19 protein-coding genes are annotated in these 24,327 nt (G+C 39.7%); 4 read left to right on the top strand and 15 right to left on the bottom strand.

Annotated elements, in window-relative coordinates:
* Window positions 1-498 precede the first annotated feature (498 nt).
* Window positions 499-1,824 (top strand): S8 family peptidase, encoded by a 1,326-nt coding sequence (locus MHI20_RS02330; RefSeq protein WP_340936508.1) that lies wholly within the window; start codon window positions 499-501, stop codon window positions 1,822-1,824.
* Between the two features lie 89 nt (window positions 1,825-1,913).
* Here the strand turns inward: MHI20_RS02330 and MHI20_RS02325 are convergent, their stop codons facing one another.
* The 3 genes from MHI20_RS02325 to MHI20_RS02315 all read right to left on the bottom strand — a co-directional run bounded on the left by MHI20_RS02325 (window position 1,914) and on the right by MHI20_RS02315 (window position 4,765).
* Complete coding sequence (locus MHI20_RS02325; RefSeq protein ID WP_056704766.1) at window positions 1,914-3,062, bottom strand: Rap family tetratricopeptide repeat protein; 1,149 nt, start codon at window positions 3,060-3,062, stop codon at window positions 1,914-1,916.
* Window positions 3,063-3,227: 165 nt separating this feature from the next.
* Window positions 3,228-3,977, bottom strand: coding sequence for a poly-gamma-glutamate hydrolase family protein (locus MHI20_RS02320; RefSeq protein WP_056704764.1), 750 nt, complete (start codon window positions 3,975-3,977; stop codon window positions 3,228-3,230).
* Between the two features lie 314 nt (window positions 3,978-4,291).
* Window positions 4,292-4,765 (bottom strand): CarD family transcriptional regulator, encoded by a 474-nt coding sequence (locus MHI20_RS02315; protein WP_007499456.1) that lies wholly within the window; start codon window positions 4,763-4,765, stop codon window positions 4,292-4,294.
* A gap of 590 nt (window positions 4,766-5,355) precedes the next feature.
* Here MHI20_RS02315 and MHI20_RS02310 point away from each other — a divergent pair.
* From MHI20_RS02310 to MHI20_RS02300, 3 genes are all read left to right on the top strand, one after another.
* The gene (locus MHI20_RS02310) at window positions 5,356-5,757 is read left to right on the top strand and encodes a hypothetical protein (RefSeq protein ID WP_186316899.1); all 402 of its coding nucleotides are present in this window, start codon (window positions 5,356-5,358) and stop codon (window positions 5,755-5,757) included.
* Window positions 5,758-5,882: 125 nt separating this feature from the next.
* A complete protein-coding gene (bslA, locus tag MHI20_RS02305) occupies window positions 5,883-6,419 on the top strand; it encodes a biofilm surface layer hydrophobin BslA (protein ID WP_024720390.1) in 537 nt (178 codons plus the stop codon).
* A gap of 126 nt (window positions 6,420-6,545) precedes the next feature.
* Window positions 6,546-7,898: an IS1182 family transposase gene (locus MHI20_RS02300; RefSeq protein ID WP_096880954.1), complete on the top strand. Its 1,353-nt coding sequence runs from the start codon at window positions 6,546-6,548 to the stop codon at window positions 7,896-7,898.
* Between the two features lie 232 nt (window positions 7,899-8,130).
* Here the strand turns inward: MHI20_RS02300 and MHI20_RS02295 are convergent, their stop codons facing one another.
* The 12 genes from MHI20_RS02295 to MHI20_RS02240 all read right to left on the bottom strand — a co-directional run bounded on the left by MHI20_RS02295 (window position 8,131) and on the right by MHI20_RS02240 (window position 24,288).
* On the bottom strand, window positions 8,131-8,301 hold the full coding sequence (locus MHI20_RS02295; protein ID WP_335352733.1) for a hypothetical protein: 171 nt from the start codon (window positions 8,299-8,301) through the stop codon (window positions 8,131-8,133).
* 204 nt (window positions 8,302-8,505) lie between these two features.
* Entirely contained in the window at window positions 8,506-10,407 is a 1,902-nt protein-coding gene (gene mutL / locus MHI20_RS02290; protein ID WP_203144344.1) for a DNA mismatch repair endonuclease MutL, read from the bottom strand.
* A 22-nt stretch (window positions 10,408-10,429) separates the two neighbouring features.
* Window positions 10,430-13,006: a DNA mismatch repair protein MutS gene (gene mutS / locus MHI20_RS02285; RefSeq protein ID WP_340936494.1), complete on the bottom strand. Its 2,577-nt coding sequence runs from the start codon at window positions 13,004-13,006 to the stop codon at window positions 10,430-10,432.
* A gap of 124 nt (window positions 13,007-13,130) precedes the next feature.
* Entirely contained in the window at window positions 13,131-13,676 is a 546-nt protein-coding gene (cotE, locus tag MHI20_RS02280; protein ID WP_007499466.1) for an outer spore coat protein CotE, read from the bottom strand.
* A gap of 462 nt (window positions 13,677-14,138) precedes the next feature.
* Window positions 14,139-14,573, bottom strand: coding sequence for a RicAFT regulatory complex protein RicA family protein (locus MHI20_RS02275; protein WP_008344661.1), 435 nt, complete (start codon window positions 14,571-14,573; stop codon window positions 14,139-14,141).
* Window position 14,574: 1 nt separating this feature from the next.
* The gene (miaB, locus tag MHI20_RS02270) at window positions 14,575-16,101 is read right to left on the bottom strand and encodes a tRNA (N6-isopentenyl adenosine(37)-C2)-methylthiotransferase MiaB (protein ID WP_007499471.1); all 1,527 of its coding nucleotides are present in this window, start codon (window positions 16,099-16,101) and stop codon (window positions 14,575-14,577) included.
* Window positions 16,102-16,259: 158 nt separating this feature from the next.
* A complete protein-coding gene (locus tag MHI20_RS02265; RefSeq protein WP_249855854.1) occupies window positions 16,260-17,438 on the bottom strand; it encodes a glycine C-acetyltransferase in 1,179 nt (392 codons plus the stop codon).
* Window positions 17,438-18,502, bottom strand: a complete 1,065-nt coding sequence (gene tdh / locus MHI20_RS02260; protein ID WP_335350584.1) for an L-threonine 3-dehydrogenase — start codon at window positions 18,500-18,502, stop codon at window positions 17,438-17,440. The genes MHI20_RS02265 and tdh overlap by 1 nt, the downstream gene beginning before the upstream one ends.
* 219 nt (window positions 18,503-18,721) lie before the next feature.
* Window positions 18,722-19,597, bottom strand: coding sequence for an alpha/beta fold hydrolase (locus MHI20_RS02255; protein ID WP_282901010.1), 876 nt, complete (start codon window positions 19,595-19,597; stop codon window positions 18,722-18,724).
* Between the two features lie 185 nt (window positions 19,598-19,782).
* Entirely contained in the window at window positions 19,783-22,827 is a 3,045-nt protein-coding gene (locus MHI20_RS02250) for an efflux RND transporter permease subunit (RefSeq protein WP_041090433.1), read from the bottom strand.
* Between the two features lie 203 nt (window positions 22,828-23,030).
* The gene (gene spoVS, locus MHI20_RS02245; RefSeq protein ID WP_003211281.1) at window positions 23,031-23,291 is read right to left on the bottom strand and encodes a stage V sporulation protein SpoVS; all 261 of its coding nucleotides are present in this window, start codon (window positions 23,289-23,291) and stop codon (window positions 23,031-23,033) included.
* Window positions 23,292-23,493: 202 nt separating this feature from the next.
* Window positions 23,494-24,288 carry a TIGR00282 family metallophosphoesterase gene (locus tag MHI20_RS02240; RefSeq protein ID WP_019744184.1) on the bottom strand — a complete coding sequence of 265 codons (795 nt, stop codon included), beginning with the start codon at window positions 24,286-24,288 and terminating at the stop codon, window positions 23,494-23,496.
* Window positions 24,289-24,327: the final 39 nt, after the last annotated feature.

The raw sequence follows: 24,327 nt of genomic DNA, 5'->3' as shown, positions 1-24,327 counted from the left end.
CTTCAAATTTGATCATAACACTCTAGATCATGAGATTCCTCAAAAATAAGATAATTGCATTTATATACACAGAAACGCCTCTCCTGATTGAAAACAGAGTTAGAATAGTATGACAAACAAATGAAGTTATGTTTAAAATGACCTAGTCCTACCCAGTCTGTTTTCTTTAATTCGTCTTTTTTTATGCGAATTTGATTTTTTTCATCTGGAATGAATCACATTTGTATGAGCATTGACCCTGTCTAGAACCCCCTTTTTTCTGCAGAATCCTCTGTTTTACTGGTTCTCTAAGAAGAACTCTCCCACCTATCATCGGCAGTTTTGATATGATTTCCACCTTTTTCTATTATTTTACAAAATGTAAGCGCTTTTCTTTTTAAAGGGAATGAGTCAGCCGCCAATATGAACAAAAGAAGGGACAAGAATCCGAACAAAGATGCTGTCATGTTCATAACGTAAGAGTGTACGAGAATGGATAGCTAGAATGGAGGGCATCACATGTTTGGATTTTCCATGGTACAAATGGTCAGAACACATGCTAGTAAATTGGATCAGCCTTTAAGAGAAACCGTCCTTCACCTCTATAAGCCTTTTAAGTGGACGCCTTGTTTTCTTCATCGTTTTTTTGAAGGAAGGTTAAAGAAGAGCAAGAAGCTTCGGGTCATCATTGAATTTAAAGAAGATGCAGTTGAAGCAGGTATTCAAAGCACAAAGCAGCTAATGAAAAAAAGCAGAAAAACAAACATCAAAAAACATTTTTCACATATTAACTGCTGCGCTGCTGATCTTACCCCTGCTGCTTTAGAGGAACTCTTAGCAAATGGGGAGCATATTCGCAAAATATATTTAGACAGACAGGTACATGCACTGCTGGATGTGGCGACACAATCAAGTCATGCGGATGAAGTCGTCCGAAATGGCACGACCTTAACCGGTGAAGGCATTACGGTTGCGGTCGTTGACACAGGCGTATACCCACATGAGGACTTAGATGGAAGAATTCGCGACTTTGTAGATTTAGTCAAACAAAAAACGAAACCTTATGATGATAACGGTCATGGAACGCATTGCGCTGGGGATGTGGCTGGAGACGGAGCTGCCTCAGACGGCTTATACAAAGGACCCGCTCCAAAAGCCAATATCATTGGGGTAAAAGTGTTAAATAAACAAGGCGCTGGATCACTTTCTACTATTATAGAAGGTGTTGAGTGGTGCATACAGTTCAACGAAGACCATCCTGATGACCCAATTCACATCATCAGTATGTCACTAGGCGGCGATGCACAGCGTTATGATGACGAACAAGACGATCCGATGGTGCGCGCTGTTAATGCAGCTTGGGATCAAGGGATTGTCGTATGCGTTGCTGCCGGGAACTCCGGTCCTAACAGTCAAACGATCGCAAGCCCTGCCGTGAGTCAAAAAGTCATTACAGTCGGAGCCTATGACGATCGAAATACGCCAGAATCAAGTGACGATGTCGTGGCACCATTTTCGAGCAGAGGTCCAACGGTCTACGGTGAAACAAAGCCCGACCTCCTCGCACCAGGAGTCAATATCGTCTCTCTTAGATCACCAAGATCATTCCTAGATAAACTAGATAAATCAAGTAGAGTCGATGATGATTATACGACGTTATCTGGCACTTCGATGGCGACACCCATTTGTGCCGGTATCTGCGCACTATTATTAGAGCATTCACCAGATTTAACACCTGATGAAGTCAAAGCCTTATTAAAAGAAAATACAAGCAAGTGGTCTGGAGAGGACCCAATGATTTACGGAGCAGGTGCCATCAACGCAGAAAAAGCAATCCAAGAATAAATAAAAAAGCCCTTTACGTTTTTCGTAAAGGGTGTTGTTTTGTCTGTTTTTATGTGTGAAGTCTTTCTTCTACTTGAGCAGCTGACATGTTATGCTTCGTTCTCATACATCTCATCTCCTTTTTGAATGTGCGTACGCGCTTCGATCACAATTTCAAAAAAAGTGGAAGATTCCTTGTACATGTCGCGTTCCTTATAATAATTAGCCGCATCAAGTGCCAATTCCTCTAAATCAGCAAACATTTTTTTGTTTCGTAGTCCCAAAAGGGCTGATCTCAATTGTTCAGAGCTGTCTGTTTCTATATAGAGTGCCTGTAAAAATTGGAATTTCAATTGATAAATTTCATCTCCCAATATAGAGGCCTGATTCATGCCTTCCTTTATAGCCTCACTCGCTCGCTCCATATCTTCGAGTTTAAAACAAGTAAGAGCCAGTGAAAACAATGATTTGATCATCGTTGCAGCTTGATCTTTTTGATAAAGTGAAATGGCTTGTTCAAAGAAGACAGTGGCTGTATGATAGGTTCCCATACTATAATGACAAGTTCCTAAGTTATTGAGGGCCATCGCCTTAAAATAAGATGTGCATTCTTTTCTTTCCATTGCTTCACACACTTTTAAAGCTTTTTCTAAATACGGGAGCGCTTTTTGATGCTGATTTACATCAATCCAATTACCTGCCATCACAAAATCGCATTGAATGCTTCTTTTTCCATAAAGCTGATGTTTCTTATAGATGTCTCTCGCTTTTTTCGCATAATGCATAGAAAAATAGGTTTGTTTCATATGATAGTATACTTCAGCAATTTTATAATAAAATTCCGCTTTTTCGATCTCATCTGTCACTAAGATCAGCTGATGTTCCGCATGCTTATAATAAGAAATGGCTTCGATATACCGGTGCTGGGTAAATGCATACATTCCATGGAAAAAATGAAAGTAATAGCCCAATAAACCCGTCATCTCATCTTCTGCCTCTTCAATTTCTTTTGGAAAAGAGACCGCTTGAAGCGATTCATTCCCTGCATGGACTGGCGTTAAGTGCTGAAGCATCATTTGATGGCGAAAATCCATGAGAGAATAATAGAGTAATAAATCTTGATCTTCTTCCATCTCATGAATGTCTTCTTCAACAAGGCGCTTCATATCGTTTGCCTGATCAACTTCAAATTTGCAAATATGTGTGTACCATTGATTGATTTTTACACCTACTTCGGAAGATGGTATTTTGTGTGCCATCCACTTCAGCCCCATTCTATCATATCAAACTGATAACTATTATTTTACATAATTTATGATTTTAAGGCAAATTGTCTTTTATTTCATATTTTATGTTGATTTTGCACATTTCTATCTTTTTTACCAAGTTTAAAGAGAGTACTTTTGCCCATCAAAACCTTTTTTCTACGAAGAAGGGTCGAATTCTCTAAGCACTTCTTTTAAACCACTGACATAGCGACTAAATGCTTTTTTCTTTCCTTTTCTCGTATCAAAGTTGTCAAAAAAGGCTTTTCTCTGCGCCGTACTAATTTCTAACTGGACACTTTCTCCACTTGCATTTTGATTATTAATGTTGTTTGGATCCGTTCCAGAGAGGCGCTCGCCTTTTTGCACGAGCTCTGCGGAGAAGCCCCGGTCTTTTAGTTCTCGCACAACCGCTTCTTGCATTTTTTCGTTTGTCCCGCCCACAAGTGTATGTCTTCTATCACTTTTATAGCCGTGAATGGATATAGAAAAGGGATATGTTTTAATCATTTGAACCAAAATCGGTTCATCGAATTTTGTACTAGTGATATGCAAGTCACGATTGTTGTCTTGTTTTGTCCCTTCAAATAAATACGTAGAGTACTTCTTTTCAAATGCTTCTACAATTTCACTTGTTCCTGGTTCAATTTCGCCGCCATGAGGAGAAAAGACAAGTAAGTCACTTCCCCCTTTTTCATGAAACTCTATCTCATATCCGTCTCTTTCATGCCGTATAAGCTGTTTAAAACTTTCATATTGATCCCCTTTTTTTCGCTCTTTCTTATACTTTTCTACTTCTTCATGATGTTGTTTTTGCTCTTTATTTTCTTGGATAGAATGGCTGCATTTCACCATTAAAAGAGCACACAGGATGAGAAAGATGAATCCACATATGAGTAGTCTTTTCATTTCACCGCTCCTTTTCATTCTCTTCGATGTCATCTTATCGCATTATTTTACTATCAATCGCTAAAAGAATTCAAAGAATGTCCGGCTCCTTTTCATGAATCAGGAGAACTTACCTGTTTTTTTATGTTGCCCTAGGTATTTTCGGCTTCTTTAAAACGGTTCATGTGCAAGTAAAAACTAAATCCTATGACCTCATTTTAGTTTTAGTCAAAAACACCTACAAAATTGGGAATTTTCATCTTTTTTCAAATAAAAAAGCTGTAAACAAAAGGAATATCTCCTTCTGTTTACAGCCAGTCTCTGTATATCCAGCATTAAACTCTTAATTCATTCTCTAATGCTGTCAGCACTTCATCTTGCGACATGCCTTGTGCCAGTGAAATTTCGCTCACTAACATGCCCCGTGCATCTTCAAGCATCTTCTTTTCACTAGAATTTAAGGCTTTTTTCTGATTACGTCTCATCAGATCTTTGACAACGTCTGCGCCATCTTCAATCGAACCTGTTTTTAGCTTTTTCAGATTTTCATCATATCTTTGCTTCCAAGTAAGCGTGTCGTCGTTTGTTTCTTCTGCAAAATTGTTCATCACAACTTTCAGCGTAGCTTGATCAGCTACCGGACGTATACCTAGTTGATTGATTCTGCCTTTTGGGACCATCATCTGCATATTCGGCATTTGAATCAGAAAATATTCCTGCGTCTTACCTAAAATCTCTTTTTCTTCCATTCCTTCAATCACACCGGCTCCATGCATTGGATAAACAATTTTATCACCTATTTGAAACAAATCCGCCACCTCCGAAAGTATTCACAATATCATTATAACACATTTCAGCAGAGGATAAAAATTTATATTTTATCATGTTAATTTAGCACTAGTCAATTCTTTTTATTTGAGTTTTTAAAGAATTAGCCTTTTTTTACAAAAGGAGCGCCACCATCCAGTCCTCGTACACCTTTCTTGCATATACTAGCATTGAGTCACATTTAGGAGGGATGACAATGTGCAAATGCAAGAGCAAACATTCCCACTCAAAATGCTATAAAAAGCATGACGATCATCACCATATTGATCCGTGTGAAAAAAAGAAGTTTTATCATAAAAAAGATGATTGGTTTGAGAGCGATTTTTGGGATACGTCAAGAAGCTACGATCCCCATTATTTTCCTAAAAGTGTCTGCAGCAGATGTAAGAAGCGTCGCAGAAAAAGACATAGCTTCTCATTTTAGTGTTTGACGCTGCACCTGCTTTTTGTTTTCCCGGCTGAAAAGCCGGTTTTTTTGTTACATGTCGTTCTTTTCTTTCATATGGATAGGCTCATGAAACAGGTGCAACTCATAAGATATGGCAACCTGAAAAAAAGGATGAGATACAAAATGAATAATATGAATAACCAAACCAACCATTACCATCAAGGAAACCCCTATCACACGTTTGAAAATGTGTATACAGCCAATCATGAGCATATGATCGCACCAAACATGCATGACCATATGAATATGCCAAATCATTATCATACCGGTAAAAAAGATGCTTATAGCGGACACCACCCGCATCATCATTCAGCCTATTCCCCTTTTACGAAGCAGTATGAACCCTATTCAAATGTACAGATGAACGATCACCATCACTTCGGTCACTACGGCGGTTATGGTATGGCTCCCTACCATCCATACGGCTATCATGATATGCAAATGATGATGCCTGCAAATCATCATATGACAGGAAATGCTTACGGAATGAACCAACCAAATGCATTCCTACCACGTTATTACTAAAAAACAAGCAAAATAAGGGTATAAAATACCATTTAATGACATATAGGAATATGGTAACCTTATAGGTAAATAATGGATGTAATCATCTATTATTTACCTATAATCAACCAAGGGGGAAGGAAGAAATGAAGAAAACATGGACAATGATTATGATGGGGATGCTTACATTGGTCATGGCACTCTCAGTACCGCTAGCCGCATCAGCTGAAGGGGCTAAAACAGAGGAAAGCAAAGCTTCAACGAATGCAAGGCCAGCTGCCCTTTATGCAAAAATCACAGGAGCAAGTAAACAAGAATGGTCTTTTTCTGACATTGACCTGACTTACCGTCCAAATTCTGTTCTAAGTATTGGTGCAGTTGAATTTACTTTACCAGCAGGTTTTCAAGCCACAACAAAGGATATTATCAATGGAAAAGCTTTAAAAGACAGTTACATCTTGAACAATGGAAAAACTGTCCGCATTCCAGCTCGTTTCGATTTATTCGGAAGTTCCCAATATACATTACAACTTTCTCATAAAGTACTTCCTGCTGCAGGTACATATACGTTCCGCGCAGAAAATCGTGCGATCAGCATCGGTTCCACATTTTATGCAGAGGATACGATTGATATTAATAAACGGCCAGTTGTCGTCACACCGCCAAATCCTTGCGGATGCTAAACAAAAAAGCGCTCTTAGAGCGCTCAGGCTGTCGAGAAAATCTCGACAGCTTTATTTTTTTCCTTAAAATTTACATCTCCTCATTTTATAATAGAGAAAAGCCCACTAAAGGAAGGTGTTTTTCTCATGTTCCACACTAGAAATTCTTCTCAGCACGAAGCTGAATTTGTATTGCTAGATCAACTGGTCGAAGAGGATCACCTGCTTCGTAAAATTGATCAGTACATTGATTTTTCATTTATCGTAGATAAAGTAAGACCGTATTATAGCGAGAATAAAGGTCGTCCTTCTCTTGATCCACTTATTTTGTTCAAAATGATGTTTATCGGATACCTGTACGGTATCCGTTCTGAAAGACAACTTGAAAAAGAAATTTACTATAACATGGCGTATAGATGGTTTTTAGGTTTGAACATCAATGACCCCGTTCCTCATCACTCGACCATTAGCTGGAATCGTCGTACTCGATTCAAAGATACAACGATTTTTCAAGACATTTTCGACGAGATTGTGCTTCAAGCTATCAATCATGATATGGTAGGAGGCCGCGTTCTTTTTACTGATTCAACTCATCTTAAAGCCAATGCCAATAAACATAAATATATGAGAAAAACGATTGAACAAGATACCCAGAACTATATAAATGATTTAGAAGAAGCGATCCAAGAAGATCGGGTGGCACACGGAAAAAAGCCCTTAAAGGTAAAAGAGGAGGTGAAAACGGAAAAAGACATTCGTCAAAGTACGACTGATCCTGAAAGTGGCTATCTTTATCGTGAAAACAAACCGGAAGGCTTTTTCTACCTAGACCACCGTACAACGGATATGAAGTACAATATCATCACGGATGCCCACATCACGCCCGGTAATGTCCATGATTCTGTTCCGTATCTTGATCGGTTGGATCACCAAATCGCACGATTTGGTTTTCAAGTAGAAGCTGTTGCCCTTGATTCTGGTTATTTGACGACCCCAATCTGTAAAGGTTTATCAGATCGCCGTATTTTTGGTGTCATCGCACATAGACGCTTTCATCCAACAAGAGGTTTATTTGAGAAGTGGAAATTCAAGTATGACTCTGAACATGATCATTACATATGCCCAAATGGTGAGAAGCTATTATATACAACAACTGATCGAAAGGGTTATCGATTCTACAAATCAGATCCTAAAAAATGTGCATCGTGTTCTTTCCTTGAAAGATGCACAAGGTCGAAAAATCATCAAAAAGTCATCTCAAGACACATATGGGAAGAACATAAAGAAAAGATCAGACAAAATCGTCTATCTGTCTCTGGAAAAGAGCTATATAAAAAAAGAAAAGAAAAAATAGAGCGAAGCTTTGCAGATTCAAAACAACTGCACGGGCTTCGCTACTGCCGGTTGAGGGGAAAACAAAATGTGAGTGAGCAAGTTCTTCTCACAGCTGCCTGTCAGAACATGAAGAAGATTGCCACACATCTAGCGAAGCTAGGTTAGGTGTGTGGGAGGCCTTTTTCATTCAATCTCATCCATCATCATTACGATGAAAATAAAAAAGATTGTAGAAAAACATGAGTTTCTCTACAATCTGAGCGCTCTTAGAGCGCTTTTTCTCATTTATCACAACTATCGCCGCTGTGTTTACTGCATTTTATATAATTGTTACACCATATCTCATGATGGTCTGTCATCATTTATTTGGCAAAACCACATATGGCGTTTTTTATTATTATTTTTGCTCTTTTAGTTTTTTAAAAATCACAAATTGATATACGCCAAATAGTAAGGTTACGATCATAATTGCGGTAAATAGTTGATCGACTGGAAGCAAAAAATATACGACAAAAAAAGATAAAAGCAAAACAAAGTAACCTATATTGAACGCTTTTTTAAATGTCATCATATTCCCTCCTTTTTACATTCATATCACGCTTCACTTAATCGTATAACCAAATAACAAAAACCCCTATCCATTTGAGGAAAGGGGTTATCCTTACAACATGACAGCGGATGTTTATCTTCACATCACAACAACACGAAACAGACTATCGGGTTAAAAAATTAATTAGTGGGCAAACCGATTCACCCACCAGCTAAAATCCTGCTACATCACCCGTTTAAACATCTTCTCCATTTCATATGTGGAATGATGAATTATAATCGGCCGGCCATGCGGACATGTAAATGGGTCTTGTGTTTGCCGGAGTTCATCTAATAAGGCTTTGATTTCATCGTGACGCAAATGACGATTTGCTTTAATCGAGCCTTTACAGCTCATCATAATCGCCGCTTCTTCTCTCAGTTTCTTGATATCCACACGCTTTTCATCAAGTACTTGCTGAATGATTTCTTCGATGAGTTCAGCCTCTTCTCCTTTAGGAAACCACTGCGGATGCGATCGAACGATATAGCTGCCTGATCCGAATGGCTCTAAGAAGACCCCTACTTTTGCTAAAATATCGATATGCTCTTCAATAATCAACATATCGTTTTTTGAGTAGTGAAAAGTTAATGGAACAAGCATTTCTTGCACTTCCTGTTCAATGTCTCCTACCTTTTCACGAAAGTACTCATACTTGATTCGCTCTTGGGCAGCGTGCTGATCGATGATATAAAGACCGCGTTCATTTTGAGCCAAAATATACGTTCCGTGCATTTGTCCAATCGGATACATCACAGGGACACGTTCACTTTCAGCCTGATGCTGGGCTGCACTGTCTTCCAGTATCACTTCGTCATGTTGTTCATGCGAAGCTGCAGATTCCTCTACATATACATGATCAAACGTTTCTTCAGACGATGCTGGTAAAGTCGCTTCCGTACTTTCCGGTTCACGCACCCCGTATGTGTCGTTCTGACTGGTCTCGTATACAGCCGATTCGAGCGAGTCCGGCTCATAGGAAACAGGTGTTTCCATTCGGCTTTTCATTGTTTGTTTAGAATCAAAAGATAAAGACTGCTGCTCATTTTTTACTGCTGGCATTGGTGCTTTTTTTGGCACTGAAGCACTTGGAATAAGCTGCTGCTTTTGAAAGACGTCCTTAATCCCTTGTTTGATCAACTCATGAAGTTCTTGCTCTTTACTTAGTCTTACTTCAAGTTTAGAAGGATGTACGTTCACATCCACTAAAATTGGGTCCATCTTCATCTCAATAAATGTAATCGGATGGCGTCCGATCGGGAGCAGTGTATGGTATCCTTCATGAATGGCTTTCACCAGCGGGAAATGCTTGACATATCTACCGTTGACAACAGAAGACATATAATTACGTGATGCCCTTGTCACTTCTGGTAAGGAAATATAGCCTTTCACTTCAAAATCAAGTGATTGTACATGTAGTGGCAGCATTTTTTTGGCCACTGCCGTTCCATAAATGGCCGCAAGCACATGCCGCACATCCCCGTTTCCATTTGTTTGAAGCAGCACTTTTCCTTGATGTCGCAAACGAATCGACACTTCTGGATGAGCAAGTGCAATTCGGTTCACAACATCAGAAATGTTGCCAAGCTCCGTATGAACAGTTTTCATGTATTTTAGACGAGCTGGCGTATTATAAAATAAATTGGTGACCACAATTTCGGTGCCGCGACGGCCAGAGGTTTTTTTCTCCGAAATGATCTTCCCGCCTTGGAGAGCTAAGTGTGTTCCAGCACCTTCACCGGTACTTGTCTTCATTTCTAAGTGAGAGACGGAGGCAATACTTGGGAGCGCCTCCCCCCTGAAACCGAGCGTCCTGACACGAAACAGATCATTTTCATCTTTGATTTTACTCGTCGCATGACGCTGAAAGGCGAGCTTACAATCTTCAGCATCGATTCCCACCCCATTATCAATAATTCTAATAGAAGAAAGTCCTGCTTCTTCTACATCGATTTCAATGACAGTACTACTAGCATCGATTGCATTTTCCACGAGCTCCTTCACAACAGAAGCCGGACGTTCGACCACTTCACCAGCTGCAATTTTATTTGATAGGTCATCGGATAACTGAATAATCTTTGCCATTTCTTGCTCACCTCACCTTACATTATAATTTCTTTTGCAATTCATATAGCTTTGTCATCGCTTCAAGCGGTGTCATATCCATTAAATTAAATGACTTCAATTCTTCGATCACTGCTTGATCTTTGTTTTTCAGCACAGGTTTTGTTTGCGGTTTTTCTTCCACATCAAAGAAAGATAGCTGCTGTTTTTCCTCAGCCACTTCTTTTTTCGGGGCTTTAGAGACGCGCGGAATCACTTCATGTGATCCGCTCTCAAGCTCCGTTAAGATGGTCTGGGCTCGATCAATGATCGCATCAGGCAGTTCAGCAAGCTGCGCTACATGGATGCCATAGCTTTTATCCGCTGCTCCTTCTTTGATTTGATGTAAAAAAACAACTGTCCCTTCATGTTCTTCAGCTCGTACGTGGACATTTTTCAGTTCGCTTAATTGGGATTCAAGTACCGTCAGTTCATGATAATGAGTGGAGAAAAGGGTTTTGGCACCAATATGATCATGCACAAATTCAATGATTGCCTGTGCAAGAGCCATTCCATCATAAGTGCTTGTCCCGCGTCCAATTTCATCAAATAAAATCAAGCTGTTCTTTGTCGCATGTACCATCGCATTTTTTGCTTCGAGCATCTCTACCATAAAAGTACTTTGACCAGAAATCAAATCATCTGCCGCCCCAATACGTGTAAAGATTTGATCAAAAATCGGAAGGGTTGCCTTTGATGCTGGCACAAAACAGCCAATTTGCGCAAGAATCGAGATCAATGCCATTTGTCTCATATATGTGCTTTTCCCTGACATATTCGGACCAGTAATGAGCAAGGTTTGTCTCCCTTTGCCCATTTGGCAGTCATTCGGCACATACTCTTGATGATCCATCACTTTTTCAACAACAGGATGACGACCATCAATGACTTCCACTTCATCTTGTGAAAATTCAGGGCGGACATAACGCCGCTTTTCACTCACAGTCGCAAAGCATTGCAGCGCATCAAGCTCACTCATTTGTTTTGCGAGCAACTGTAATCTAGGAATATACGCTTTTACTTGTTCCCGAAGCGCAGAAAATATTTCATATTCCAATTCACTAATATTTGATTCCGCCTCAAGAATAAGGGCTTCTTTTTCTTTCAATTCAGGTGTAATATACCGCTCTGCATTGGCAAGGGTTTGTTTTCTTTCATAACGGCCTTCTTCTAATAAATGCGTATTTGCACGGGTCACTTCGATATAGTAGCCAAACACTTTATTAAAGCCGACTTTCAACGATCGAATGCCTGTATATTCTCTTTCTTGCTGTTCAAGACGAGCGATCCAATCTTTCCCGTTCCGGCTCGCATCACGATATTCATCTAATTTTGCATTGTAGCCGTCTTTAATCACATTGCCTTCTTTTAACGTCATCGGCGGATTCTCATAAAGAGCATCTTCTAATAAATCAAGTAAATCACCGCATGGGTCAATGTCATTTGCTCTAGATTTCGCCATATCCTCTGGGAGAGAATGGACAAGCTCTTTAATAGCCGGCACTTGCTTGAGAGATTCTTTCAATTGAATAAGATCACGGGCATTCACATTTCCAAATGCCACACGGCCTGCTAGACGTTCAAGATCATACACTTGCTTTAAACGTTCTCGCAGATCCTCTCGCTCAAAGAAATGTTCCATCAAAATTTGCACCATTTCCTGGCGTTCTTTGATTTGTGAAAGGCGGATGAGCGGACGATCGATCCATTGCTTCAGCAATCTTCCACCCATTGCCGTTTTTGTTTCATCTAAGAGCCATAACAAAGAACCCTTCTTGCTTTTTGAACGGATGGTTTCTGTTAATTCAAGGTTTCTTTTTGAGTAAAGATCAATTTTCATCGTTTGTTCAAGCTGAAACACTTGAACTTGCTGAAGATGATCAAGACTCCTTTTTTGCGTTCTTCTTAAGTATGCATAGAGTGTTAAAAATGCTATTTTCAGATGTTCGTCAAGGTGAGCAACGAGTCGTTCAGCTTCATCTATTAATTCAGCGCTATCTTCGTATGAGATGGTCGCTTGGCAGCGTTCCTTCAGGGTTTTCACCGTTTCTTCATCGAGCTGCTTTGATACCACAATCTCTTTTGCACCGACAGAATAAATTTCAGACACAACTTCATCTAACCGTTCAATGAAAGCCGCCATGTTTTCACCTGTTGATAAATCGGAAAGCGCAAGACCGTAGCCATTTTGAAAGCTGGAAACAGACGCGATAAAGTTATTTTCGTTTTCATTCAGTCCTTTGCCGTCCATGACCGTACCTGGTGTAATCAGTTGAACGACCTCTCTTTTGACCACACCTTTTGCTGTTTTAGGGTCTTCCACCTGCTCACAAATGGCGACTTTATAGCCTTTTTCAATCAGTTGTTCTATGTATGCAGACGCAGAATGATATGGAACACCACACATTGGAATCGTGCCGCCATCCCTGCTTGTTAACGTAATTTCTAATTCTTGTGCTGCTTCTTTTGCATCATCAAAAAACATTTCATAAAAATCGCCTAAGCGAAAAAATAAAAAGGCATCTTGGTAATCTGCCTTGATCTTTAAATATTGCTGTATCATGGGCGTATAACTTGCCATATTTCTAATCCCTCACTATATTACTTTCGAATTCATACCATCTTTCATTATAGCATAAAAATTCACCTTTTTTCCCTAGATCAAGGCACAAAAAAACTAGGGGGATATGCGCCCTAGTCATCAATTACTCTTCTGGATCACCTGCGAGGAATTCTGGATGAATATCTTCTAATTCCTCATCCACTTCTTCTTCCCATTCGTGATCATCTTTTTCTTTCCAGCTTGAATTGACTTCTACAACAATTTTGGTTTCCCCTACTACTTCAGCAATGAATTCACGCTCTGCTTGAACGACAATTTTATTGCCATTTGGAGAAATGGTGACTTCTAAACAATTGGGCTGCTGTAAGACTTTCGCAATCACTTCGTGCTCATCATCAAGGAAATTTTTATCTTTATATCTCAGTTTGATGATATCTACATATTTTACACGTTCTGTGACCACTTCGGTTTTCGTGTTGTCTGCGTAAGAATACCACACGTTAATATCAAATGTACCTTCAATCTCAACTGTTTTACCGACCTTTTCAGCATCATACTTATGATTAATGATCCAACCGCCTAGGATGCTGGTTGGTTTTTGCGATGGAGAAATGGTGTGTGTGCTTTGGGTAAATTTCCTCCCTTTTGCAACCACCGCTTTTGTAATAATTTCTCTGTATTCAGACATTCCGGCATGCCTCCTTGTTCTTGATCGTTTTATCTTATGCTGGGCATTCGTCTAGTGTGTCACGATTTTGAGTCTCATGTTCAATTAAATTCATTTCTGTTTCAGTGTATGCATGGTCGCCCATAAACTTGCCTTTAAAATTGGAAAAGTTGGAGAGTGAGAGATTGAGGTTGATGGAAGCTGAAAGATGTGATTTAATAATGAAGTCACAGTCCCTTTAGGAGTGGCTATATATAAAAATTAATATAAATTTTCGTTTAGAATTAAAGATTAAAATGAATATCAAAAAATTTTTACTTCTTTTAACTCGTATTAGGTATTTCATAAAGAAATAAACTAACCATATAAAATAAAATAGGGGCTGTGGCGTCAACAAATTGTTGATGTCACAGCCTTTAAACTACAAATAACAAATATAGATAAGAATACACAAACAAAAAACCCCGCATCTGCGGGGTTTTCTCATTTAATGGAGCAACTTGGGGATGAGTTTTTCACTTTTGAACCGGTTTCTCCTAATAAGAGGTCACCGCCGGTTGAAAGAATGATTTCATCCGTTACTTGATTAGAAATTGTGTGCGCTACAAGCTGAAGCAGGGAATTAACCTCTGTTTGTGATTCTTTGAATTCTTGAATCACTGGGATCTCATCCAGTTCTTCTTGCAGGGCATCAATTTTTTCTTCCACTTGTTTTAAGGCTTCATGTTTGCCATAATGCTTTAAATTCACAGCTTGCTTTTGAAGCGCCTTAATTTGATTAATGATCGCTGCAATTTTTGTATTTTCATTGATTTGCGCTTCTGCTTTTTTGAAGAAATCAACTTCTTCTGTTTCAGAAATCATTTTTGCGAGCTCTCTTGCGCGCTCGACAATCTCTTTCTTTGAATAAAGCGTCATTTTAATTCACCTCGATAGCTTCTCCAACCATTTCTCCGTCAAGAGACCAAGTTTTGGCTTGTGTGATTTTCACTTTGACGATGTTGCCAATCGCTTCTTTTGGTGCTTTAAAATTCACAAGCTTGCTTTTACTTGTATATCCGGCTAGGATCTCAGGGTTGTTTTTACTTTCACCCTCTACTAATACTTCGACAGTCTGCCCTTCATATTCCTTCATTTTTTTCGCAGAAATTTCATTTACGAGTGCATTCAGGCGCTGCAGACGTTCTTTTTTTACACGCATTGGCACGTTGTCTTTCATATTGGCTGCTGGTGTTCCTTCTCTTGGAGAGTAAATGAACGTATAAGCCGCATCAAACTCAACCTCACGATAGAGGGAAAGCGTCTCTTCAAACTGCTCATCTGTTTCATTTGGGAATCCAACGATAATGTCCGTTGTTAATGAAGCATTTGGCATTGCCTCTTTGATTTTGCGCACTAGGTCAAGGTAACGTTCACGGTCGTATTTTCTTGCCATGAGTTTCAGCACAGAAGAACTTCCTGATTGAACCGGCAAATGAATATGGTCGAGAAGGTTTCCGCCTTTGGCAAGCACTTCAATTAAGTGATCATCAAAGTCACGCGGGTGGCTTGTTGTAAAACGGATACGTGGAATATCGATTTTACGCAGCTCATCCATTAGGTGACCAAGACCATATTCCATGTCTTCAAAATCTTTTCCATACGCATTCACGTTTTGACCAAGTAGGGTAATTTCTTTATATCCTTCTGCTGCTAAACGTCTGACCTCTTGAATAATTTCATCCGGACGGCGGCTTCTTTCCTTACCGCGCGTGTAAGGGACGATACAGTATGTACAGAATTTATCACAACCGTACATAATATTCACCCAGCCCTTAATTTTTCCTTGGCGGGCTCTCGGAAGATTTTCAATCACATCGCCTTCTTTAGACCAAACCTCAATGACCATTTCTTTTGAAAGGTAGCATTCAGATAATAGCTCTGGCAGGCGGTGAATGTTGTGGGTACCGAAAATCAAGTCAACAAATGGGTGTTTCTTTAAAATACGGTTAACGACAGATTCTTCTTGCGACATGCATCCGCAGACGCCTAAGATTAAATCTGGCTTTTCACGCTTTAATGCTTTTAAATGACCAAGCTCTCCAAACACTTTGTTTTCTGCATTCTCACGAATGGCACAAGTGTTTAATAAGATGACATTCGCATCTTCAGTCGAATTTGTTGGTTCATAACCAAGCGCCATAAAAATACCAGCCATCACTTCTGTGTCATGCTCATTCATTTGACAGCCATATGTGCGAATATAAAACTTGCGGCCGTTCCCTAACCCTTGAAACCGCTCGTCAATTTGAAATTGATTGTATTCGACTTCTTCTTTACCCCGTTTTTTTGCATCTTTTAAGGAAGGCGGAATGTACACAGCTTCAAAATATTGGCTGTAGTCCTTCTCGGATTTTTTGTCCGATGAACTTACTTGTCCGCTCGCTTTTCTCTGCTCTTCATTCATGAATTTGTACTCCTTTCAAACCAAGCTCCACCCTACAGTATAGACTATTTTGTCGTGAATTGAAAATAAATTCATATGTGTTTTTTCTATGAAAAATGTCTATTCATCTGGACAGTCATCAATACTCTTGATCAAAAGAAAAGAGAGCCTCAGCTCTCTCAATCAAGTATATTCAGTTTTTTTGCTTCTTCTTCGATGATTGTCAGTGCACGGTCAAGCTCTTCTTTTGTGTGCTCTGCTGTGATGATGGCTCTAATTCTCGCTTTTCCTTTCGCTACAGTTGGAAAAGCAATGCCTTGAGCGAAAACGCCGCGCTCGATTAATGCTTTTGAAAAACGGAAAGTGAGTGCCTCGTCTCCAATCATCATCGGAATAATAGGCGTTTCTGTTGGTGCCACCTCAAATCCAAGACCGATGACTTTTTCTTTAAAATAGACCGCGTTCTCCCAAAGTGTTTCAATGCGCTCCGGTTCGTCTAACAGCACTTCAATGGCTTCTTCACAGGCTCTTGTGACAGCCGGCGGATGTGAGGTGCTGAATAAAAACGGTCTTGCTTTATGCTTTAAATAGTCGATTAAAACGGCAGAACCAGCGACGTAACCGCCTAGCACACCAACTGCCTTACTAAGTGTGCCAACTTGAATATGCACTCTGCCGTCAAGTTGAAAATGATTCACTGTTCCGCGCCCATTTTCACCAAGTACTCCAGACGCATGGGCATCGTCTACCATCACAAAGGCATCATATGCTTCTGCAAGTCTTACAATCTCAGGAAGCGGTGCAATATCTCCATCCATTGAGAACACACCATCTGTCACGATAAGACGGACGCGGTAATTCATCGATTTCTTTAAAATTTTCTCAAGCTCTTCCATATTAGAATGAGCATATACTTTTTTATCTGCCTTTGTTAAGCGAATCCCATCGATGATTGAGGCATGGTTCAGCTCATCTGAAATGACAATATCATCTTTTGTGAGAATACTGGATAAGACTCCTTGGTTGGTCGTAAAGCCTGATTGGAATACAAGGGCTGCCTCTGTCTTTTTAAAAGCTGCGAGCTTTTTTTCAAGCCGTTCATGCATTGTCATCGTTCCAGCAATGGTTCGTACAGATCCTGTTCCAGCACCGAATTCATCAATCGCCTCTTTTGCCGCTTTCATCAGCCTTGGATGTGAGGTGAGACCTAAGTAGTTATTTGAAGAGAGTTGTATGACGGATTGTTCATTTAATGTCACCGTGGAAGATTGTTTGGAATCGATTTCTTTCAGTGTTTGATGGGTGCCTTGCTGCTTCATTGTGTCCAATTCATCTTGTAAATACGTAAATTCTTTCATCATTTCGTCCCCCTTTGATATGATGGCATGATCAGTACGACCTTCCCGCACGTACCATTTCTCATGAGTTCAAATCCCTTTTCAAAATCTTCAAATGGCAGCGTATGGGTGACAACCGGCTGTACATCAATGGTATTCGTTCTTAAAAGTTCAGATACTTGACGCCACGTCTCAAACATTTTTCTCCCCGTGATCCCTTGCACGGTTAATCCCCTAAAAACAATTTGATTCGTAATGTCAATGGTTACTGGCCGCTCTGGCAAACTTAGTATATTCACTTTCCCTCCATTTGCACAAGCTTCGAGTGCTTGATTAATTGCAACGGGATGTCCTGACATCTCACACATCACGTCTGCCCCTTCCATCCGCGTGAGCTGCTTAATCATGGCAACAGGATCATCTTTTCCGATATCCACGATATGATCTGCACCCATTTTACGGGCAAGATCCAGTCTGTATTCATTTTTATCAACAGCGAACACTTGGACAGCCCCGGAGGCTTTTGCAACCGCAATCGCCATTAAACCAATGGGACCACAGCCAAAAATCGCCACTGACTTTCCTGAAACAGGTGTATGCAGAACTGTATGAACAGCATTTCCAAGCGGTTCTTGAATAGATGCAAGTTCCACTGGCATTTGAGCTGGATTATGCCACACATTTTGTTCTGGTACTTTGACATATTCAGCAAAACAGCCATCAATGTCTACCCCTAAAATTTTCGTTTCGCTGCACAAATGCTGCTGACCCGTTAAACACATATAACACTGATTACAGACAATATGCGTCTCAGCCGATACAAAATCCCCTACTTTTGCTCGTGAGACTTGGTTCCCCGTTTTGACAACTTCCCCTGTGAATTCATGACCAAAAATGTACGGTGCTTTGACTCTCCCCTTCGCCCAATCATCCCAATTATAAATATGCACATCCGTTCCGCATATCGATGTAGCCTTTACTTGGATGAGCACTTCATGATCACTTATTTCTGGAATCGGCATTTCCATCATCGCCGCTCCGTAAGCGCTTTCTTTTTTAACAATCGCTTTCATCGTTCCACACATGACGTACAACCCCTTTGTTAAAAAACTTCTCCCAATGAGATTTTATCATGCCTTTTTTCAATCGTAAATAGCACTGTCTATTGAGAGAAGACAAATGAGCACTCCACAAATTTTTTTGGATATTTTTCTAAAAAACAGTACTAATTCTAAAAAAACGAAAGAGAACCTCATAATGATTTGAAGTTCCCTAGTTACATTACAGTTCCATAAATTTAAGATTTAGTAGTACTTCTTTAAAAAGTCTAAAATATCATTGTTCATGTGTAACAGATGTTCTTTAGATGGGAAATGGCCCATATCGTACGCCTTAAATGCAATCAAATTCGGAATGATGTCACTAGCTACTTTCATTAATGTACTTTCAGGGAAAAAGATATCCTTTTTTCCTGCTATGATGAAAGTAGGAGAACGGTAGGATGTTAATTCTTCTTTCGTTGTTAACTTGGGCATTTCTTGTTCAAGTCTAATATATTTAAAAATATCACCAATCAATTTTTTATCCATTTCCTTCATGCTATTATCTGACATTGTATCAGTGATTTTATTGAGATATTTTTGTGAAGAAGTGGCTTTAAACAAGACTAAGGGGAGTAAAATATGTTGAATCATTTTAAACTTAGAGCCTAAACCTATGCCTGCAGGTGAGACCAAAACAGAACAGTCAATTTTTTCCGGCATAAAGGCAGCTAACCTCAAAATAATACCTGCCCCGTAAGACGGACCAACAAATGCACTTCGATCGATACTAAAGTAATCCATTAGTTCTTTGATCCACTCAGCAAAACTATTGTCCTTCGCTGACATTCTATTTTCACTGCTATATCCTGGATGACCAATTGTATCTGGAGCATATATTCTATATTTTTCCACAAGTGGCAAAAACCATGATAAAGTCATCAGGTTTATACAATTACCACCCTGAAATATAAAAATAGGTTTCCCTTCCGGTGGTCCTGCTATAAGTACATGCGTTTTTCCATAACTTGTATCAACATAAATCTGCTCAACATCAAAATCAAAAGACTTTAGATAATCATTATAATGTTGAGTAATAAGTTTTTTTCCTTCACTTTTATAAATGCTCCGTATTTCCAAAAAAGCCCCTCCCCTATTTAAGTAAGGTGTTATCAGTGGAATGATCAATCGTTTAAACGTAGTTCTAGATACTGACTGGTTTCATAATTGAAACGAGCTCAAATTTAGGCTTTTATTCCTATCATAACAAAGTTACTCCACATAAAAAAGCAAATCCCCGAATAGAAGGAGATTTGCTTTTTTCGTCAGCGTTTTTTTGAAACAGCTACATATAAAGCCGGCACAATCAGTAGTGTCAGAATCGTTGAGAAAAAGACACCTGATACGATGCAGATCGCTAGCGGCTTAAAGAGTGGGTCATTACTTAAAGCAACGGGCATAAGAGCGACAAGTGCTGTAAATGCTGTCAGCAAAATAGGTCTAATCCTTGCCCTCCCCGCTTCAATCACAGCTGCCTGTTGATCGAGACCTTGCTTGCGCCTCTGTTCAATAAATTCAAACAAAACGACCGCATTTCGGACAACAATACCTGCCAATGAGACAATCCCCATTGTGGCCATAAAGCTAAACGGCGTTTGAGTGACAAATAGTCCAATAATGGCTCCGGATATCGCTAAGTATACCGTTCCAAGAACTAAAAGCGGCAGCATGAGTGAATTGAACTGGAAAGCGATGGTCACATAAATGAGCAGCAGGACTACCCCAAATAAGAGACTAATTTCAATAAAGAATTGGGTTTGATCTTCATTTTCTCCGCCCTGAGAAATGGTCAAATTCTTCGTTGCATCGCTTTTCCCAACTTCATTTATGACTTCTGTCATATCGTCTTTAAACGTATCTGATGTGCCAGGATATGCCTTTAACGTGATCGTCGGCATCCCATTTTCATGCGGAATGCTTTCATACTGCTCTGTTTCTTTTTCCTTTACGTATCGGCTAAGCGGCTCAAGTTGAGGCATTCCCCCCTCATTTGTACTCACAGGCACCTTGATGTCTTTTAGCTTCAGTCCATTTTGATGTGTGCTCATGTCTTGTTTCACTACGAGGTCGATGTCATCTGTTCCTTGTTTAAAGGTGCCTAATGGAATTCCTTCTGTGACAAGACCAAGCTGTCTGCTGACAAACTGAGCAGTGAGCCCATCCTCTGCCATTCGGTCACGATTCAATTCAAATGAGATGGTTTTCACCGGTTGATTGACATCGTCTGTGATCAGACTTGCTCCGCTTTCTTTCATTTCTTTTGTGAGCTTCTCTTTCACATCCACGAGCTTTGAAAATTGTTCTCCTGCAATGGTTACGGTCACAGGCGCCCCCGTTGGCGGTCCTTGAACAATGGTTTTCATAAAGATATCAGCATCTTTAAATTTCTTTCGCAATGGCTCTGTCATACGATCGATCAATGCTTTGCTTGTCATCTGCTCATTGTCTACTCTGACAACAACCTGACCCGTATGATCACTTGCGTTTGAGATACTTTCATTAAACAAGTTCGGCACACCGCCGCCTGCAAAAATGGCCGTCTCTTCAATGCCTTTTTGCTGTTTGATCTCTTGTTCTATTTTCTCTAATGTGTCATTCGTTTTATCTAAGGTTGTTTCACTTGGCAGTGTCACAGTGACAACAACCTCTTTCTTATTCGCCGCAGGGAAAAACTCAAATGGTGTGGCGAAAATAAGCAAAAAGGCAAGTGTGGCAACGAGCAAACCACTTAATCCAATGAGAAGTGGTCGCTTCACGATGTTTGTCAGTACTCGATCTGCATAAAAATCAGCTAATCTTTTTAATGGTTTGCCTAAAAAGCCCGGTTCTTTTTGAATCTTCTTATTCTTTCTTTTTCGATTTGCTGTATATTGATACACTGGCACAAGTGTCAATGAAATGACCATTGACGCAAGTACAGTTGTGACTAGAACAGACGGTAACGCTCGAATAAATGAACCGTTCGCACCAGAAAGGAAAACAAGTGGCAAGAAAGCAAAGACAACAGCCAGCGTTGACGTCAAAATGGATCCAGCCACTTCTTTTACACCTGCAATTGTTCCTTTAAGCGGACTTTCGTATTTTTTCATCTGCCTTAAAATATTATCGTTGACGACAATGGCGTCATCTACAAGTATCCCTAACGCAATGATAAAGCCAATAATTGAAATTTGATTAAGGTCCACTTGTAAAAACGGCAGCGGGATGGTTCCGATCGTTATGGATAGCGGAATCGCAAGTGAAACGATAAACGCACCACCAATAGTTAGACCAAGTGTGGTGACGACAATGACGGCGATGACGGCCACGATCGCTTCTTTGATTAAATCGTTAAAAATGGCATCTACTTCACTTTTTTGTGAATAGTAGTCTATCCAATCCACACCATTTGGCAGCTCTTTCTCTTTTTCAATGACCGCACTGACTTTGTCATACATTTTAGGAATATCCAGTCCTGGCTTAATATTGACTGTAAATGAATAGGCTGGCTTTCCGTTATATGAAACGATATCACTTTTCTCTTTTTCTACTTCTTTTAAACGACCAAGCTCACCGATTGTAACAGGCTCTCGGCTCGTTTTTGAGAAAATCTCAATCTTTTTCATTTGATCTAAACGATCATAGGCATCAATGGACAGCTTGACCTTTTCTCCATCTGCCTGGACGTCACCTAGAGGGGATGTGTCAAATTCTTGATTGATGGCATTTGTGACATCGGTCACGTTTAACCCGTTATCCTCCAGTTTACTTGAATCCAAGTTCAATATGGCTTGTTTGTCATTGAACCCTTTGATGACGACACCATCAACACCTTTGATGTCCTCCACTTTTTCTTTTAATGCACGCAGCGATTCCTGACTTTTTGCTAAATCAGATGAGTTACTTGCTACAATCATATAAGAACCAACTGGCACATTGCCAAACTCATCCTTTACATCTGGCTCCATCACACCATCTGGAAAAGAAGAGGCGGCATTTGTGGTTTCACTCTTGATTTGACTTGCCACTTTTTGAAAATCGGCTTGATCATCAATTTCAAGCACAATATTTGAGAAACCAATAGCAGAAACAGAGCTTGTCTTCTCTACACCATTGATATCAGAAATGGCCGACTCGAGCTTATTGGTGACATCACTTTCTACCTGTTTTGCATCAGCACCAGGGAAAACAGTCGAAATGGTTACAATATTTGCTTGAAACTCTGGCAGTTCTCGTTTAGGAAGCTGTGTAAACAAATAACCTCCAGCAATGAGAACGATAAAAAATAAAATAAAAACAAGCTTTCCTCTTTTTAAAAAAGCTTCGATCATTATTTCACCTACTTAAATATTTATTTTTGATGAAGTATTTTCAACTTAATCTTAATTTATCATCATGGTGAAAAAATGCAAGCTCTAATATGTCATTTTCTATCTATTTTGTGAAAGAAATATGTTATATGAGAAATGTATAGCGGTAAACAAAAACAACCTGCTTACATGATGTAAGCAGGTTGAAAATAATAAAATTAGAATTATCGTGGTTCAACAATCAGTTTGATTGCTGTTCTTTCTTCTCCATCGATAAGAATGTCAGTAAAGGCTGGAATGCATATCAAATCCACTCCGCTAGGCGCAACAAATCCCCTTGCAATGGCGACAGCCTTGACCGCCTGATTCAGTGCTCCAGCGCCGATAGCCTGTATTTCCGCTGCACCGCGTTCACGTAAAACGCCGGCTAATGCTCCTGCTACTGAATTTGGATTTGACTTTGCTGAAACTTTTAAAATTTCCATTTTTGCTCCCCCTTAAATTTACAATGGATAAGTGAGTGTTCATTAGAACAATCTTTGTTAGATGTTGCTATTTTTTTGAAAATCCATCCCCAAAATGTTTTTCAAAAATAGCAGGCTACCTACCATTTTTACTATATTCACGATAGAGGGCGCATATTCCTTCTTTCTGATTAATATTTTTCTGAAATAAATATGTGAATATTTATTCAAAGAAAATATGGTCATCATTTATCAAAATTCGATCAATTTTGACAGCTTTTTTCGACGGTTCGTCAATTTCTACGATCACTGCACTTAATGTCGTGCGGCCTTCTGCAATTTCAAAACGGACAGGGAGGCTCGTTTTAAATCGTTTAATAATCGTTTCCCGATCAACACCTAAAATACCGTCATAAGGACCAGTCATGCCAACATCCGAAATATAAGCAGTTCCTTTTGGCAAGACACGGTTATCTGCTGTTTGAACATGTGTATGCGTTCCAACGACACATGATGCACGGCCATCTGTATACCAACCCATTGCTTGCTTTTCACTTGTGGCTTCACCATGAAAATCAATAAAAATAAACGGTGTACGTTTTGAAGCTTCTGCTATGAGCTCATCTACTTTTTGAAATGGGCAGTCAATCGGAGGTAAAAATGTGCGGCCTTGCAAGTTGATGACAGCTAGTTCTTTACCTTGTTTTTTAATAAAAGTGAGCCCTTTACCTGGTGTACCTTGCGGGAAGTTTGCCGGACGAACAATATGGGGTGCATCATCGATGAAATCGAAAATGTCTCTTTTATCCCATGTATGGTTCCCCATCGTGAGCACATCAGCCCCAGCTTGAAGCAGCTCGTGATAGATTTTTTCAGTAAGACCTTTCCCATGAGCCGCATTTTCTCCATTGACAATCGTAAAGTGTGGCTGGTATTTTTTCTTTAGCTTTGGCAAGTATTCTTTCAGTGTATCTCTGCCAGGTGAACCAACGATATCTCCAACAAATAATATTTTCATACGTTTTGAACCCTTTCTCTTATAAAATGATCTTCTTAT

Source organism: Bacillus sp. FSL K6-1106 (assembly GCF_038005245.1).
GTDB lineage: Bacteria > Bacillota > Bacilli > Bacillales > Bacillaceae > Bacillus > Bacillus altitudinis.
The sequence above is the reverse complement of the archived record's forward strand: the minus strand, read 5'-3'. Positions and strand labels throughout refer to the sequence as shown.